The 14,725-nt window shown below is 74.2% G+C and carries 13 protein-coding genes; 10 read left to right on the top strand and 3 right to left on the bottom strand.

Translation table 11 applies throughout. The features are described 5' to 3' along the window. Nucleotides 1-160: 160 nt before the first annotated feature. Genes QIY60_RS00940 through pcaD form a run of 5 tightly spaced genes read left to right on the top strand, consistent with a single transcriptional unit; the run spans nucleotide 161 to nucleotide 4,154 of the window. Nucleotides 161-964 carry a CoA-transferase gene (locus QIY60_RS00940; protein WP_283140634.1) on the top strand — a complete coding sequence of 268 codons (804 nt, stop codon included), beginning with the start codon at nucleotides 161-163 and terminating at the stop codon, nucleotides 962-964. Then, nucleotides 961-1,728, top strand: coding sequence for a CoA-transferase (locus tag QIY60_RS00935; RefSeq protein ID WP_283140633.1), 768 nt, complete (start codon nucleotides 961-963; stop codon nucleotides 1,726-1,728). Before QIY60_RS00940 ends, QIY60_RS00935 begins: the two co-directional genes overlap by 4 nt. An 11-nt stretch (nucleotides 1,729-1,739) precedes the next feature. Beyond that, entirely contained in the window at nucleotides 1,740-2,504 is a 765-nt protein-coding gene (pcaH, locus tag QIY60_RS00930; protein ID WP_283140632.1) for a protocatechuate 3,4-dioxygenase subunit beta, read from the top strand. Next, on the top strand, nucleotides 2,501-3,022 hold the full coding sequence (gene pcaG, locus QIY60_RS00925; RefSeq protein ID WP_283140631.1) for a protocatechuate 3,4-dioxygenase subunit alpha: 522 nt from the start codon (nucleotides 2,501-2,503) through the stop codon (nucleotides 3,020-3,022). Before pcaH ends, pcaG begins: the two co-directional genes overlap by 4 nt. Next, the gene (gene pcaD, locus QIY60_RS00920) at nucleotides 3,009-4,154 is read left to right on the top strand and encodes a 3-oxoadipate enol-lactonase (RefSeq protein ID WP_283140630.1); all 1,146 of its coding nucleotides are present in this window, start codon (nucleotides 3,009-3,011) and stop codon (nucleotides 4,152-4,154) included. Before pcaG ends, pcaD begins: the two co-directional genes overlap by 14 nt. 7 nt (nucleotides 4,155-4,161) lie before the next feature. Here pcaD and QIY60_RS00915 read toward each other — a convergent pair whose 3' ends face one another. From QIY60_RS00915 to QIY60_RS00905, 3 genes are all read right to left on the bottom strand, one after another. Next, on the bottom strand, nucleotides 4,162-4,923 hold the full coding sequence (locus QIY60_RS00915; protein WP_283140629.1) for a hypothetical protein: 762 nt from the start codon (nucleotides 4,921-4,923) through the stop codon (nucleotides 4,162-4,164). Continuing rightward, nucleotides 4,923-6,197: a VWA domain-containing protein gene (locus QIY60_RS00910; protein ID WP_283140628.1), complete on the bottom strand. Its 1,275-nt coding sequence runs from the start codon at nucleotides 6,195-6,197 to the stop codon at nucleotides 4,923-4,925. The genes QIY60_RS00915 and QIY60_RS00910 overlap by 1 nt, the downstream gene beginning before the upstream one ends. Before the next feature lie 89 nt (nucleotides 6,198-6,286). Further along, nucleotides 6,287-6,964 carry a helix-turn-helix transcriptional regulator gene (locus QIY60_RS00905; RefSeq protein WP_283140627.1) on the bottom strand — a complete coding sequence of 226 codons (678 nt, stop codon included), beginning with the start codon at nucleotides 6,962-6,964 and terminating at the stop codon, nucleotides 6,287-6,289. Between the two features lie 288 nt (nucleotides 6,965-7,252). Here QIY60_RS00905 and QIY60_RS00900 point away from each other — a divergent pair, with 288 nt between their 5' ends. The 5 genes from QIY60_RS00900 (at nucleotide 7,253) to QIY60_RS00880 (ending at nucleotide 14,624) form a co-directional block, all read left to right on the top strand. Continuing rightward, entirely contained in the window at nucleotides 7,253-7,963 is a 711-nt protein-coding gene (locus QIY60_RS00900) for a hypothetical protein (RefSeq protein ID WP_349253890.1), read from the top strand. Nucleotides 7,964-8,003: 40 nt separating this feature from the next. Continuing rightward, nucleotides 8,004-11,300, top strand: a complete 3,297-nt coding sequence (locus tag QIY60_RS00895) for a BTAD domain-containing putative transcriptional regulator (protein WP_283140626.1) — start codon at nucleotides 8,004-8,006, stop codon at nucleotides 11,298-11,300. Between the two features lie 172 nt (nucleotides 11,301-11,472). Next, nucleotides 11,473-12,501 (top strand): L-threonine 3-dehydrogenase, encoded by a 1,029-nt coding sequence (gene tdh / locus QIY60_RS00890; protein ID WP_283140625.1) that lies wholly within the window; start codon nucleotides 11,473-11,475, stop codon nucleotides 12,499-12,501. Between the two features lie 30 nt (nucleotides 12,502-12,531). Beyond that, nucleotides 12,532-13,713 carry a glycine C-acetyltransferase gene (locus QIY60_RS00885; RefSeq protein WP_283140624.1) on the top strand — a complete coding sequence of 394 codons (1,182 nt, stop codon included), beginning with the start codon at nucleotides 12,532-12,534 and terminating at the stop codon, nucleotides 13,711-13,713. Further along, nucleotides 13,710-14,624, top strand: a complete 915-nt coding sequence (locus QIY60_RS00880; RefSeq protein ID WP_283140623.1) for a LysR family transcriptional regulator — start codon at nucleotides 13,710-13,712, stop codon at nucleotides 14,622-14,624. The genes QIY60_RS00885 and QIY60_RS00880 overlap by 4 nt, the downstream gene beginning before the upstream one ends. Nucleotides 14,625-14,725 lie beyond the last annotated feature (101 nt).

Here is a 14,725-nt window from a genome sequence, read left to right as displayed (position 1 = left end):
GCGAGCGCTTTCGGTCAACCGCGTACGGTCAAGTGTTCAGCACACTGAGGGTGTTGACCCGTCCGACTCGTCCCGTTAGCTTCGGAAGGTGGTAAGTGCTCAGTGCACTGACTAAACACTGAGCCTACCGCTACGGGGAAGCGAAGGGCAGGGGGAAGCAATGGCCGAAATTCGAGGGCTGCGCGAGGCGGTGGCCGACCTGATCCGCGACGGGGACACGGTCGCCATGGAGGGGTTCACCCATCTCATTCCGTTCGCGGCGGCCCATGAGGTCATCCGGCAGGGCATCACCGATCTCACGCTGGTGCGGATGACCCCGGACGTGATCTACGACCAGCTCATCGGGGCGGGGCTGGCCAGGAAACTGGTGTTCTCCTGGGGCGGCAACCCGGGCGTCGGCTCGCTCCACCGGTTCCGCGACGCGGTCGAGAACGGCTGGCCGCGGCCGCTGGAGCTGGACGAGCACAGCCACGCGGGCATGGCCAACCGCTATGCGGCGGGCGCCTCCCGGCTGCCGTTCGCGCTCCTCAACGGCTACCGGGGCAGCGATCTGGGACGCCGTACGACAACGCTGTCAACGGTCGACTGCCCCTTCACCGGGCAGGAGCTGGCGGCGGTCGCCGCGGTCAACCCGGACGTCACGGTCATCCACGCCCAGCAGGCCGACCGGGACGGCAACGTCCAGCTGTGGGGGCTCGCCGGGGTGCAGAAGGAGGCGGTCCTCGCGGCCGAGCGGGTGCTCGTCACCGTCGAGGAGCTCGTCGAGGTGCTGGAGCCGCGCCCGGGCGGCGTGGTGCTGCCGGGCTGGGTCGTCGACGCCGTCGCCTGGGTGCCGGGCGGCGCCCATCCCTCGTACGCCGCCGGGTACTCGGAACGGGACAACGACTACTACCGGGAGTGGGACCGCGTCTCGCGGGACCGGGACGTGTTCCAGCAGTGGCTCAAGGAGTGCGTGACCGGATGAGCGACGGGCCGGGCCGGGGCCGCGTCGGCAGCGACGTACTGATGGAGGTAGGCGCGGCGCGGGCCCTCGCAGGCGCGCGGACGTGCTTCGTGGGCATCGGACTGCCGTCCACGGCCGCCAACCTCGCCCGCCGCGTGCACAACCCCGGCCTGGTCCTGATCTACGAGTCCGGGGCCATCGGCGCCAAGCCGTCCCGGCTGCCGCTCTCCATCGGCGACGGCGAACTCGCCGACACCGCCGACGCGCTGGTCCCGGTGGCCGAGATGTTCACCTACTGGCTCCAGGGCGGCCGTATCGACGTCGGCTTCCTGGGCGCCGCCCAGCTGGACCGGCACGCCAACATCAACACGACCGAGGTGGACCGGGGTTCCGGCCGCCCGCGCGGGCGGCTGCCCGGCGCGGGCGGCGCCCCCGAGATCGCCGCGCACTGCGGCGAGGTGCTGATCGCGCTGCGCCACTCGCCGCGCACCCTGGTCCGGCGCCTCGACTTCGTCACCACCCTGGGCCACGGGAGCGGCCCCGGCGACCGCGCCCGGCACGGGCTGCGCGGCCGGGGCCCGGTCGCCGTCATCACCGACCTCGGTGTGCTGCGCCCGGACCCGGAGACCGCCGAGCTGGTCCTGACCGAGGTGCACCCCGGCGTCACCGTCGGCCAGGTGCGGGAGGCGACCGGGTGGCCGCTGCGGACCGCGGACCGGGTGGGGGTGACCCCACCGCCCAGCGAAGTGGAGCTGAGGGAGCTGAGCACCCTCAAATCAGCCTGAAAGGGGTACGGATGACAGCTCGTCAGCAGTACGGGGCTCCGCCCGACGGTCTCGGTCGGCAGGTCGTCGACACCGAGGCGGCCGACGTCCGGGCCGCGGACCATCCACCCCGCGACTTCCCGCCGTACGCGGGCAGTCGGCTGCGCCACCCGCGGCGCCCGCCGCTCCCGGTGCGCGACCCGGAGGCCGTCGAGCTGCGCGGGCCGGTCTTCGGCGCCACCGACGTCGGCCCGCTCGACCACGATCTGACCGCGCACCACCGGGGCGAGCCGCTGGGCGAGCGCATCACGGTCAGCGGCCGGATCCTGGACCGCCGGGGGCGGCCGGTGGCCGGGCAGCTGACCGAGATCTGGCAGGCCAACGCGGCCGGACGGTACGCCCACCAGCTCGACCGGCACCGCGCGCCCCTCGACCCCCACTTCACCGGATTCGGCCGCTGCCTCACCGACGCGGACGGGCGGTACTCCTTCACCACCGTCAAGCCGGGCGCCTACCCCTGGGAGAACCACGAGAACGCCTGGCGGCCCGCCCACATCCACTTCTCGCTCTTCGGGACCGCCTTCACCCAGCGGCTGATCACCCAGATGTACTTCCCGGGCGACCCGCTGCTGAACTACGACCCGATCCTGCTCTCGGTCCCGGACGAGGCCGCGCGGAGCCGTCTGGTCGCGGCGTACGACCCCCGACTCTCCGTCCCCGACTGGTCGTTGGGCTACCGCTGGGACATCGTGCTCGACGGGCCGTCGGCCACCTCGTTCGAGGAGGGGGAGCGGTGAGGCAGCCCACGCCGTCGCAGACCATCGGCCCGTTCTACGGCCACGCCCTGCCCTTCGCGGGCGGCGAGGCGATGGCTCCGCCGGGCCACCCGGACACCCTCACGCTGCACGGCCACGTCTACGACGGCGAGGGCGAGCCGGTGCCCGACGCCCTCCTGGAGTTCTGGCAGCCGGGACCCGACGGCTCCCGGACCGGGAAACCCGGCTCGCTGGGCCGCAACGGCGTCGACTTCACCGGTTTCGGCCGCGTCCCCACCGACGCGTCCGGCCACTGGACCCTCCGCACGCTGGCGCCCGGCGGGGTCCCGTACCTCTGTGTCGCGGTCTTCGCGCGGGGCCTGCTGCACCACCTCTTCACCCGGGTGTATCTGACCGGGGCGCCGGACCCGCTGCTCGACTCCCTGGAGCCGGAGCTGCGCCGCACGCTGGTGGCGGTGCCCGATCCCGCCGCGCGCGGCCACCGCTTCGACGTCCACCTCCAGGGCGCGAAGGAGACGGTGTTCCTTGAGTTCCGCTGACCTCGGGGACGCCGGGCTCCTCCACCACCGCCGCGAAGGCCCGGCGGGCGGCCCGGCGCTGTTCCTCGGGCCCGCGCTCGGGACCTCCACCGCCGTGTGGGACGGCGTCGCCCCCGGCCTCGCCGCCACCCACCGGGTCGTCCGGTGGGACCTGCCCGGCCACGGAGGCTCGTCCACCGCGCTGATCGGGCCCGGCGCCGACGTCGGCGACCTCGCCCGCCTCGTGCTCCGGCTCGCCGACTCCCTGGGGGTGCGCGGTTTCTCGTACGCGGGGGTCTCGCTCGGCGGGGCGGTCGGGATGTGGCTCGCCGCGCACCATCCGGACCGCGTGGACCGGCTCGCCGTGGTCTGCGCCTCGGCGGACTTCGGCGGCCCGGAACCCTGGCGCGAGCGCGCCGCCGTCGTACGCCGGGAGGGGATGGAGCCGGTCGCGGCGGGCGCGGCCGGGCGGTGGTTCACGCCCGGGTTCGAGGCGCCGGGGCCGCTCGCGGACCTGCGCGCCGCCGACCCGCGCGGCTACGCGGCGGCGTGCGACGCCCTGGCCGGGTACGACCTGCGCACCGAGCTGAAGAAGATCGCGGCGCCGACGCTGGTGGTCGCCGGGCGGGCCGACCCGGTCACCCCGCCCGCGCACGCGCGCGAACTCGCGGACGCCGTCCCGGGGGCCTCGCTCGTCGAGATCGCGGGCGCCTCCCACCTCGCTCCGGTGGAGCGCCCCGAAGCCGTACTGGCCGCTCTGCGCGGCCACTTCGCGCCGCCCGCGCCCGGGGGAGCCGCGATCCGCCGCGAGGTCCTCGGGGATGCGTACGTCGACCGGGCCGAGGCTCGCACCGACGCCTTCACCGCCCGCTTCCAGGACCTCGTCACCCGGTACGCCTGGGGCGAGGTCTGGGGCGATCCGACGCTCACCCGGCGCGAGCGCAGCCTGATCACGCTGACCGCGCTCGTGGCCCGAGGGCACCTGGACGAGCTGGCCCTCCATGTGCGGGCCGCCCGGCGCGGCGGGCTCACCCCGGACGAGATCGGCGCGGCCCTGCTGCAGACCGCCGTCTACTGCGGGGTGCCCGCCGCCAACTCCGCCTTCGCCGTGGCCCAGCGCGTGCTGGCCGAGCCGACGGCGCAGGCGGAGTGACGGGCCGTCAGCCCTGCGGGACGTACGACGGACGGCCCCGGCCGCGCGTCAGCGCGTACCCGGCGACACCGGCGAGCGCGGCAAGGACACCGCCGACGGCCGTCCAGATCCAGCGGTCGGTCCACCAGCCGGACGACCAGCCGTCCTCCGGCTCGGCCTTCGGGCCGTCCGCACCCAGCGGGGTGGACAGGCTCCCGTCCACCGCGTGGGCGCCGCCCGTGTCCTTGGCGGTCGGCTTCATCTCCGCCTTGACGGGCAGACCCCGCTCGGAGGCGGGCAGCCCGACGGCCGTCAGCCGTACGAAGTAGCTGCCCGGCAGCGGGTCGTTCGACCAGCCGTCGGCCCAGGCCCGCACCGGGCGCAGCGTGCAGGAGAGCGTCACGCTGGTGGCGTCGGGCGCGGCCGCGCGGGACTGCGCCCCGTACATGCACGGCTGGCGGCGGCGCAGCCCGTCGTACACGTCGATCCGCCAGGTCGTCGCGGCCTGGCGGCCGGCCGACGGCAGCGTCACCGTGGCGTCGACGGTGGGGCGCTGCCCCGCGTCGGCGGGGAAGACCCAGTAGAGGTAGTCACCGCTCGAAGCCGTCGCGGTGGCCTGCTGGCCCTGCTTGACCGGCGTCGCGGTACGGAACGTGGTGCCCGCCTCCGTCGGCGCGCCGGAGGACTTGCTCGGGCTCGGCGACGGCGTGTCGGCCAAAGCCGGGGCCGCCGGGGCGAGCAGCGCGGCGCCGGTGAGCAGCGCCGCGGCCAGCATCCTTGTGGTACGCATCAGTTGGTCCTCCAGACAGCCACGCGCCAGCGCGAGATCCAGCCCCACAGCAGACCGGCGAGGAGGCCGGTGAGCACCAGGACGCCGAGCAGCCACCAGCCGCGGCCGAGGCCGAAGGCGGCCACGTCGGACGGCTGGTCGGGGCCGTCGACGACGTCCACGGTCAGCTCGACGGGCATGCCGGGCGTGGTCTTCACCGAAGCGGGCGCCGAGAAGGAGTTGCTGACCTGGAGGCAGACGGTCTCCACGGCGTCCTTGTCGGAGTCGTCCTTCGCCTTCGGCTTCGGATAGCGCAGACCCGTCGAGATCAGGTCGGTGCGGCCGTCGCCCGCCTCGGAGCCGCGGACGATCTCCCGGCCGTGCCGGGTGACGGCCCGCATCAGGACGCCGTAGTCGTTGTTGACGGCGCGGTCGGCGCCGATGCTGACGGCGGCGCGCAGCTCCTGGCCGGGCTTGACGTCGACCTTGTACCAGCGGTGCTCGCCGAACGTCTCGCGGTCGGTGTACAGGCCGGGCTTGAGCTGGGGCGCGCTCTCGCAGCTCGCGGCGCCGTTGGTGGCGACCGGGACCACCACCGGGTCGGCGGCGCGGTCCACGGACTGCTTGACGCGGTCCTTGAGCTCGTCCTTGTGCTTCACCGAGGTGTACGTGCCGCCGGTCGCCTGCGCGATGCAGGTCAGCTGGTCACGCGTCTTGGCGTCCGGGTTGAGGCCGAGGGTGTCGATGACCAGGTGGATGCCCTGGGCGGCGATGTCGCGGGCCACCTCGCACGGGTCGAGCGGGGCACAGGTGTCCTCGCCGTCCGTGATGAGTACGATCCGGCGGGTCGACTCGCCGCCCTTGAGGTCCTGCGCGGCGCCCTGGAGGGCGGGGCCGATCGGCGTCCAGCCGGTCGGGGCGAGGGTGGCGACGGCGGTCTTCGCCTCGGTGCGGTCGAGCGGGCCGACCGGGTACAGCTGGCGGGTGTCCTTGCAGCCGACCTGGCGGTCGTTGCCCGGGTAGTTGGCGCCGAGCGTGCGTATGCCGAGCTGGACCTCCGGCGGGACCGTGTCCAGTACGTCGTTGAAGGCCTGCTTGGCGACGACCATCCGGGACTGGCCGTCGATGTCGCGGGCCCGCATGGAGCCGCTGACGTCGAGCACCAGCTCGACCTTGGGTGCGGCCTTCTGCGCGGGCGGTCCGTCGGCCGCGACCGCGTCGGCCGGGAGGATACCGGTGGCGAGGGTGGCGAGCAGCGCGCCCACCCCGGCCGCCAGCCGTTTTCTGGTGATCATCGCCGGATCCTATGGAAGATCGTATCCCCGCCCAAATCCAGCGACGCGGCGGCCGGTTCCGCCGAGAAGCGGGCCGAAGGCCCACCGGGTCAGGGATCCGCCCGCTTCACGCTCTCCAGGAGCATGTCCAGCCACTCGGTGACCTTGTCCCGGTGCTTGTCCGTGGGGAGCTGGGCGGCCCGCCAGGCGATGCCGCGCACCCCGTGGTCCTGCAGCAGGCGCTCCAGCGGGTCCTGTCCGGCCGGGGCGAGCGCGTCGAGCTCGCGCTCCCGGTCGTGCTCGCGGGCGGCGAAGGCGTGCAGCAGCTCCTGCTCGGTACGGAGCAGGGCGTCGCCCAGGGCCTCGCTGTCCTCGGCGGTGAGATAGCCGGCGTGGACCTTGAAGAAGCGCTGGATGGCGTCGCAGTGCTCCATGGTCGGGCGCCGGTCGCCGTTGATGAGGGCGCCCGCCTGCTGCCGGGACATCCCGGCGCCGTCGGCGATCTCCTGCTGGGTGTAGGGGCGGCCGTTGGGTTTCAGCCGGGAGCGGCGCAGCGCCCCGAACCGCTGGAGGAACCGGGCCTGGACGTCCGGCTCGCCGGCCGGACGGCCCTCCAGCAGGGCCTGGACGACGTCGGCCGGAACACCCGAGGCGTCGGAGAGCTGGTGGACGTCGAAGACCTCTGCCTGGCTCATTCCGAGCTTGCGGGCCAGTTCGTCGACGCGGGCGGCGATGTCCCCCAGGGGGCCCGCGGCCGCCGGTCCCGGATCCGAGAAGCCGTCCGTCACCAGTAATTCTCCTAGATCACACGAGTTGCTCCGCACAGCTCGAACACAGAGTGAAGATGTCCGGAGGCTACTTGCTCACGCCGTGGAGAACCAGAACTTGCCACAGCTGTGGCGTATTTGAGGCGTTCTCGGGCCGGAATGCCACGATGGTTGACATTGTCTTGTCGGCGGGAGCAGGATCGCACCACGGTGCGAAGATCGACCTCTGTGCGATGAGGACGTGGAGGACGGCAGGCGCACCGCGTGCCTGCAAGAGGAGTCGCGTTCTCGATGGTGAAAGAACCGTTGGTGAACAGGTCAGCCGGTCCCGTGCCGGAGAACGTACGGGGCGCCACCGCCACCGACCAGTGGGACGCCGAGGCGCGTGCCTACGTCGACGACCACATCGCGATGATGGACGCCACGGACTTACCGTCGTTCCTCGTCGACCGCGGCTGGAACGTCGTCCACGCCAACACCGCGTACGACACGCTGTTCCGGGCCGTGGGCCCCCACCCCACCGCGATGCCGCGCGACAACTTCCTGCGTTTCGTCCTCTTCCACCCCCACGCGGGCTCCGTGCTCGCCCAGCACGAGACGGGTTGGTGCCTCCCCATGCTCGCGCACCTCTCGTCCGCCCTGGAGCGGGACCCGCACGACCCCGAACTGCGGGCCGTGCGCCGCGAGATCGCCGACGACCCGCTGATGAGCGCGGCCTACCAGCAGGGCCTGCCGCACTGGATGCGCATGGTCGGCCCGGCCGCCGTGCACCACGACGGGACCGTACGGGCCGTGCGCCACCCCGACCCCGGCTGGGACGCCGTGGAGTGCCGCGTCCTGGACGAGTCCTCCGGCACGCTGGGCGAGCTGGGGCTGCGCCGGGTCACCCTGGTCCTGCGCCGCGAGCCCGCCGAGCCCCGCGCGCACACGCCCAAGAGCGCGCCGAGGAACGTCGTGATCACCCGGCGCCGGGGCCATCTGAGCGTCGTCCGCCCGGACCCGGCCCCCGTCGAGAGCTGACCGGGAACCACCCGTCGCGGTTGCCGTAGACAATGGGCGGGTGACACTCCGCTACCGCGTACTCGGACCGACGCGAGCCCTGTGCCCCGACGGCAGCGAGGTGCCGCTCGGCGGCGCCCGGCTGCGGGCCCTGCTCGCCGCCCTTGCGGCGGGCGCCGGACGCGCGGTGCCGGTACCGGAGCTGGCCGCCCGGGTCTGGGGCGACGACGACACCGCGCCCGCCGACACGGCCGCGGCGGTGCAGGCGCTGGTCGGACGGCTGCGGCGGGCACTCGGCCGGGACGCCGTGGAGTCCGCGCCGGGCGGCTACCGGCTGGCCGCCGACCCCGACGACGTCGACGTGTTCCGCTTCGAACGGCTGGCCAGGCAGGGCGCGGACGCGCTGGCGGACGGGGACGCGCAGCGGGCGGCACGGCTGCTCGACGAGGCCCTCGCGCTGTGGCGGGGGCCGGTCCTGGCCGACCTTCCGCTACGGGAGCGGGACCCGCTCGTCGTCCGGGCCGAGCGCCGCCACGCCGAGGCGCGCCGGGCCCGCCTCGCCGCCGAGACCGCGCTCGGCCGAGCCGAGCACACCCTGCCGGAACTGGCCGCCCTGGTCGCGGCGACGCCCCTGGACGAGCCGCTGCGGGTCCTGCACATCCGCGCGCTGACGGCGGCGGGCCGCCGGGCCGAGGCACTGGTGGCGTACGAGTCGGCCCGGGTGGCCCTCGACGACGCGCTGGGCACGGCTCCGGGGCCCGAACTGCGGGCGCTGCACGCCGAGTTGCTGCGGAACGACCCCTCGGTGGACCCGGCTGCCCGGGCCGCGTCGGCCCGGCACGCGGAGAGCGCCACCCGCCCCGGCAACCTCCGCGCCCGCCTCACCTCCTTCGTCGGACGCGAGCCGGAACTCCTCGCCCTGCGCGCGGACTTGGCCGACGGCAGGCTCGTCACCCTCACCGGGCCCGGCGGCGCGGGCAAGACCCGGCTCGCCCTGGAGGCCGCCGAGGCCGTCGCCCAGGAGTGGGCCGACGGCGTCTGGCTGGCCGAGCTCGCGCCCGTACGGGAGGCGGCGCAGCTGCCGCAGGCCCTGCTCACCGCGCTCGGGGCGCGCGAGAGCGTACTGCTCACCGCGGCCGAGGCCGGACCCCGCGACCCGCTGGAACGGCTCGTCGCGCACTGCGGCCACCGCCGGATGCTGCTCGTCCTCGACAACTGCGAGCAGATCGCCGCCGGGGCGGCCGAGCTGGCGCACGAACTGCTCACCGGCTGCCCCGGCGTCACCGTCCTCGCCACCAGCAGGGAACCCCTCGGCGTCCCGGGGGAGCGGGTGCGCGGGGTGGGACCGCTGCCGCTGGACACCGCCCTGCGGCTGTTCGGTGAGCGGGGCGCGGCGGCCCGGGCGGGCTTCAGCGTGTCCGACGACCCGGAGGCCGCCGCCGAGGTCTGCCGCCGCCTCGACGGGCTGCCGCTCGCCCTCGAACTCGCCGCCGCCCGGCTGCGGATGCTCACCCCGCGCCAGCTCGCGGACCGCCTCGACGACCGGTTCCGCCTCCTCGGCGACGGCGCCCGCACCAGCCGGACGCTGCGGCCCCGGCAGCAGACCCTGCGGGCCGTGGTCGACTGGTCCTGGGAGCTCCTGGACGCGCGCGAGCGGGCTCTGCTGCGCCGCCTCGCCGTCTTCTCCGGCGGCTTCGCGCTGCCGGAGGCGGAGGCGGTCTGCGCCGATCCCGCCGACCCGGCGCACCCCGCCGACGTACTCGGCCTGCTCGCCTCCCTCGTCGACAAGTCCCTGGTCGTGGCCGCCCCGGACGGCGGCGCGATGCGCTACCGGCTGCTTGAGACCGTCGCGGAGTACGCCGCCGAACGGCTCGCCGAGTCGGGCGAGCGCACGGCGGTCGAGCTGCGCCACCTGGTCGCGTACCGCGAACTCGCCCGCACCGGCGAGGCCGTACTGCGCGGGCCCCGGCAGGCCGACGGGATGCGGCGGTTCGAGACGGAGCACGGGAACGTGCGGACCGCGCTCGGCCGGGCCGTCGAGCACGGCCGCGAGCAGGACGCGCTCTGTCTGACCCTCTCCATGAGCTGGTTCTGGCAGCTGCGCGGCCACCAGAGCGACGCCCGCGCCTGGTCGCTCGCCGCGACCGGGATGGGGCCCGACCCGTTCGCGGAGCCGGTGCGCCGCGCCGTGCCGCTCACGGCCCGCTGCACCGACGCGCCGCCGCCGTGGTCCGAGGAGCAGCTGTGGGAGGCCCGGCGCGGGGTGCGGATGACGCTCTTCGCGGGCGGCGGCGACGGCGAGGGCGCGGAGTTCGCCAACCCCGCGACCGGGCCGTATCTGCGCCGGATCGTGGCCGCGTACGGCTCCGCGATGCCGCAGAACTGCCGCCAGCCCGGCTCCGTCTGGTACTTCGCCCGGATGCTCACCCGTGAGTTCGCCGGGTTCCCGCAGGCCGTCGACGCGATGGTCGAGGACTGCCGGGCGCACGGCGAGCCGTGGGACCTCGCCTTCGCGCTGCTCCTTCGGGCCAAGCTGGTCGGCGGCCCCGACGCGGACGAGGCGCTGGCCCTGTTCGAACGGCTCGGGGACCCGTGGGCCATCGCGGAGACGCTCTCGGCGCGCGGCGAGGACCACTCGCGGCAGGGCCGGTACGAAGAGGCCGCCGCCGACTTCGAGCGCGCCATGGAGTCCACCACCTGGACCGGCGCGTACGCCCAGGGTCCGATGTTCAAGGCGCGCCTCGCCACGGTCCGCCTCGCCGTCGCCCGGACGGACGAGGAGAGCGGGCGGGCCGAGCGGCTGCTGCTCGACGCCGTCGAGGAGTCGCGCCACTACGCGGGCGAGGGCGTCGGCACCGCCCGGATGCTGCTCGCCCACCACTACGCGGCCACCGGCCGCGTCGCCCTGGCCCGCGAGCAACTGCGCCTGATGGAGGCCGAGTTCATCAAGAACGTGCCGGAGATGTTCCGCGGTCTGGTCGCCGGGGTGGACGGCTGGCTGGACTGCCTCGGCGGCGCGTACGCCGACGCGCTCGGGAGGGTGCGCGAGGCGGTGCGGCGGTTGGAGGCCCAGGCGTATCTGGTCGCGCCCAACCTGATCACCAGCCAGTTCCTCGTCGCCGCCTGGGCGAAGGCGCACCTCGGCGCCGCCGAGGAGGGCGCCCGGCTGCTCGGCGCGTACGACCGGCACGCCGACGGGCGCCACGGCGGCTTCGGGCTGCGCCCGCTGCCGTCCGAGCCCGCCGTCCGGCGCCGCGCCGAGGCCGAACTGCGCGCCGTGCTCGACGACACGGCGTACCGCCGCTCGTACGAGGAGGGGCACGGGCTCGCGGTGGAGGAGGCCGCGGCACTGGTGTGAGGTGCGGTGGTGAGCCGAGTGACGGGGGAGTGCGCCAGGGGCGCGTGAAGCTCGGCTGTTGGCCCGCTTAAGAAAACCTCGATGGACGCGAGCGGCTCTTGCTCGGCAGATTAGTGATCAGCCATGGAACCATGGCTTTCGCCCCTCTTTGCACGTCCCGGGAGCCGCCCCCATGAAGGCCCTTGTCAAGCAGCACGCCGAACCCGGACTGTGGCTCATGGACGTCCCGGAGCCGGAGACCGGCCCCGGCGACGTGCTGATCAAGGTGCTGCGCACCGGCATCTGCGGCACCGACCTTCACATCCGGTCCTGGGACGGCTGGGCGCAGGGCGCGGTGCAGACCCCCCTCGTCCTCGGCCACGAGTTCGTCGGCGAGGTCGCGGCGGTCGGCGCGGACGTCCGGGACATCGCGGTCGGCGACCTGGTCAGCGGCGAGGGCCATCTGGTCTGCGGCAAGTGCCGCAACTGCCTGGCGGGCCGCCGTCACCTGTGCCGCTCCACGATCGGCCTCGGCGTGGGGCGCGACGGCGCCTTCGCGGAGTACGTGGCGCTGCCCGCCGCCAACGTGTGGGTGCACCGCACCCCGGTCCCCCTCGACGTCGCCGCGATCTTCGACCCGTTCGGCAACGCCGTGCACACCGCGCTGTCCTTCCCGCTGGTCGGCGAGGACGTCCTGATCACCGGCGCGGGCCCGATCGGCATCATGGCGGCGGCCGTCGCCAAGCACGCGGGCGCCCGCAACGTCGTGATCACCGACGTCAGCCCCGAGCGCCTGGAGCTGGCCCGCAAGGCGGGCGCGACGCTCGCGGTGAACGTGGCGCAGTCCTCGATCGCGGACGCGCAGCGCCGGCTCGGTCTGCGCGAGGGCTTCGACGTCGGCCTGGAGATGTCGGGCCGCGCCGAGGCCATGCGCGACATGATCGACAACATGACGCACGGCGGCAAGATCGCGATGCTCGGACTGCCCGCGCAGGAGTTCGCCGTCGACTGGTCGAAGATCGTCACCTCGATGATCACGGTCAAGGGCATCTACGGCCGTGAGATGTTCGAGACGTGGTACGCGATGACGGTGCTGCTCGAAGGCGGCCTCGACCTCTCCCCGGTGATCACCGGCAGCTACTCCTACCGGGACTTCGACGCGGCCTTCGACGAGGCCGCCACCGCCCGCAGCGGCAAGATCATCCTCGACTGGACCGCCTGAGTCCCCCTCCCGGTATCTAGGAGCCTGAGCATGTACGCGTCCGTCCGCGACGACCTCCAGAAGACCCTCGACGAGATCCGCGAGGCCGGTCTCTTCAAGCCCGAGCGGGTGATCTCCACCCCGCAGAACGCCTCGGTCGCCGTCCCCACCGGCGAGGTACTGAACTTCTGCGCCAACAACTACCTGGGCCTCGCCGACCACCCCGAGGTGATCGCCGCCGCCAAGGAGGCGCTCGACCGCTGGGGCTACGGCATGGCCTCGGTCCGCTTCATCTGCGGCACCCAGGACGTCCACAAGGAGCTGGAGGCCCGGCTGTCGGCGTTCCTCGGCCAGGAGGACACGATCCTCTACTCGTCCTGCTTCGACGCCAACGGCGGTGTCTTCGAGACCCTGCTCGGCGCCGAGGACGCGGTGATCTCCGACGCCCTCAACCACGCCTCGATCATCGACGGCATCCGGCTCTCCAAGGCCGCCCGCTACCGGTACGCCAACCGCGACATGGCCGAGCTCGAAGCGAAGCTCAAGGAGGCCGCCGGTGCGCGCCGCCGCCTCATCGTCACCGACGGTGTCTTCTCCATGGACGGCTACGTCGCCCCGCTCCAGGAGATCTGCGACCTCGCCGACCGCTACGACGCGATGGTCATGGTCGACGACTCGCACGCCGTCGGCTTCGTCGGCCCGGGCGGGCGCGGCACGCCCGAGCTGCACGGCGTCATGGACCGGGTCGACATCATCACCGGCACCCTCGGCAAGGCCCTGGGCGGCGCCTCCGGCGGCTACGTCGCGGCCCGCGCCGAGATCGTCGCCCTGCTGCGCCAGCGCTCGCGCCCGTACCTCTTCTCCAACTCGCTGGCCCCGGTGATCGCCGCGGCCTCCCTGAAGGTCCTGGACCTGCTGGAGTCGGCGGGCGACCTGCGCGACAAGCTCGCCGCCAACACCTCGCTCTTCCGTACGAAGATGACCGAGGCGGGCTTCGAGATCCTGCCCGGCGACCACGCCATCGCCCCGGTCATGATCGGCGACGCCGCCGAGGCCGCCCGCATGGCCGAGCTGCTCCTTGAGCGCGGTGTGTACGTGATCGGCTTCTCCTACCCGGTGGTCCCGATGGGCCAGGCCCGCATCCGGGTCCAGCTCTCCGCGGCGCACTCCACGGCCGACGTGGAGCGGGCCGTTGCGGCGTTCATCGACGCCCGGGCGACAATGGCCGGGTGATCGACCCGCGCCGGCTCCGCATCCTGCGCGCCGCGGCGGACCACCGTACGGTGACCGCCGCGGCCGCAGCGCTCTATCTGACCCCCTCCGCCGTCTCCCAGCAGCTCGCCGCCCTGGAGCAGGAGACCGGCCACACGCTGCTGACCCGCAGCGGCAAGGGCGTACGGCTCACCGCGGCCGGCGAGATCCTCCTGGAGCACGCCAACGCGGTCCTCGCCCAGCTGGAGCGGGCCGAGGCGGAGCTGGCGGCGTACGCGGGCGGCGCGGCCGGCGACGTGACGGTGGCGGCGTTCGCCACCGGCATCGCGGAGGTGCTCGCCCCGGCCGTGGCCCTGCTGCGCGGGACGCACCCCACGATCCGGGTCCGGGTGCGCGACGCCGAGGGCGACGAGTCGCTGCCCATGGTCCTGGACGGCGAGGCGGACGTGGCGCTGGCGGTCGAGTACCGGGGCGCCCCCAGGGAGGACGACCGGCGCCTGGCCCGGGTCGCGCTCTACGCGGAGCCCTTCGACGCGGTGCTCCCGGCCGGACACCCGCTGACGCACGCGCCGGAGGTGCGGCTGTCCGCGCTGTCCGAGGACGACTGGATCGGCCCGTACCCCGGCAACCCCTGCCACGACGTGGTCTTCCTCGCCTGTGAGCTGGCGGGCTTCGAGCCGCGGCTGATCCACTCCTCGGACGACTTCCGCGCCGTGGTGGCCCTTGCGGGCGCTGGGGCGGGCGTGGCGCTTGTACCGCGCTCGGCGCTGCGCGGCATGGAGCAGAAGAACACGGTGGTGCGCCCGGTGGCGGGCCCCGCCGCCACCCGCCGCGTCTTCGCGGCGGTCCGCAGCGGCGCCGAGCACCACCCGCTGATCAGCCCGGTCCTGGACGCCCTGGCCCGGGCGGCGCGAGGTCTGCCGACGGGCTGAGCCCGTGGGCGGGGAGGTCCGGTCCGCAGGGGCGGGGAGCGACGTCCCACCCCGGGTCGGCGCGAAGGGCGAGCGAACAGGCTAGGGCCTGTCCGGTGGGT

It is taken from the genome of Streptomyces sp. BPTC-684 (assembly GCF_030028635.1).
Taxonomy (GTDB): Bacteria; Actinomycetota; Actinomycetes; order Streptomycetales; family Streptomycetaceae; genus Streptomyces; species Streptomyces noboritoensis.
This window is presented reverse-complemented; position numbering and strand designations above follow the sequence as displayed.

Coding starts and splice junctions, on each gene's coding strand:
- QIY60_RS00910 (WP_283140628.1), bottom strand. CDS start 6,197: ATGATCACCAGAAAACGGCTGGCGGCCGGGGTGGGCGCGCTGCTCGCC.
- QIY60_RS00885 (WP_283140624.1), top strand. CDS start 12,532: ATGTACGCGTCCGTCCGCGACGACCTCCAGAAGACCCTCGACGAGATC.
- pcaH (WP_283140632.1), top strand. CDS start 1,740: ATGACAGCTCGTCAGCAGTACGGGGCTCCGCCCGACGGTCTCGGTCGG.
- QIY60_RS00940 (WP_283140634.1), top strand. CDS start 161: ATGGCCGAAATTCGAGGGCTGCGCGAGGCGGTGGCCGACCTGATCCGC.
- QIY60_RS00915 (WP_283140629.1), bottom strand. CDS start 4,923: ATGCGTACCACAAGGATGCTGGCCGCGGCGCTGCTCACCGGCGCCGCG.
- tdh (WP_283140625.1), top strand. CDS start 11,473: ATGAAGGCCCTTGTCAAGCAGCACGCCGAACCCGGACTGTGGCTCATG.
- QIY60_RS00935 (WP_283140633.1), top strand. CDS start 961: ATGAGCGACGGGCCGGGCCGGGGCCGCGTCGGCAGCGACGTACTGATG.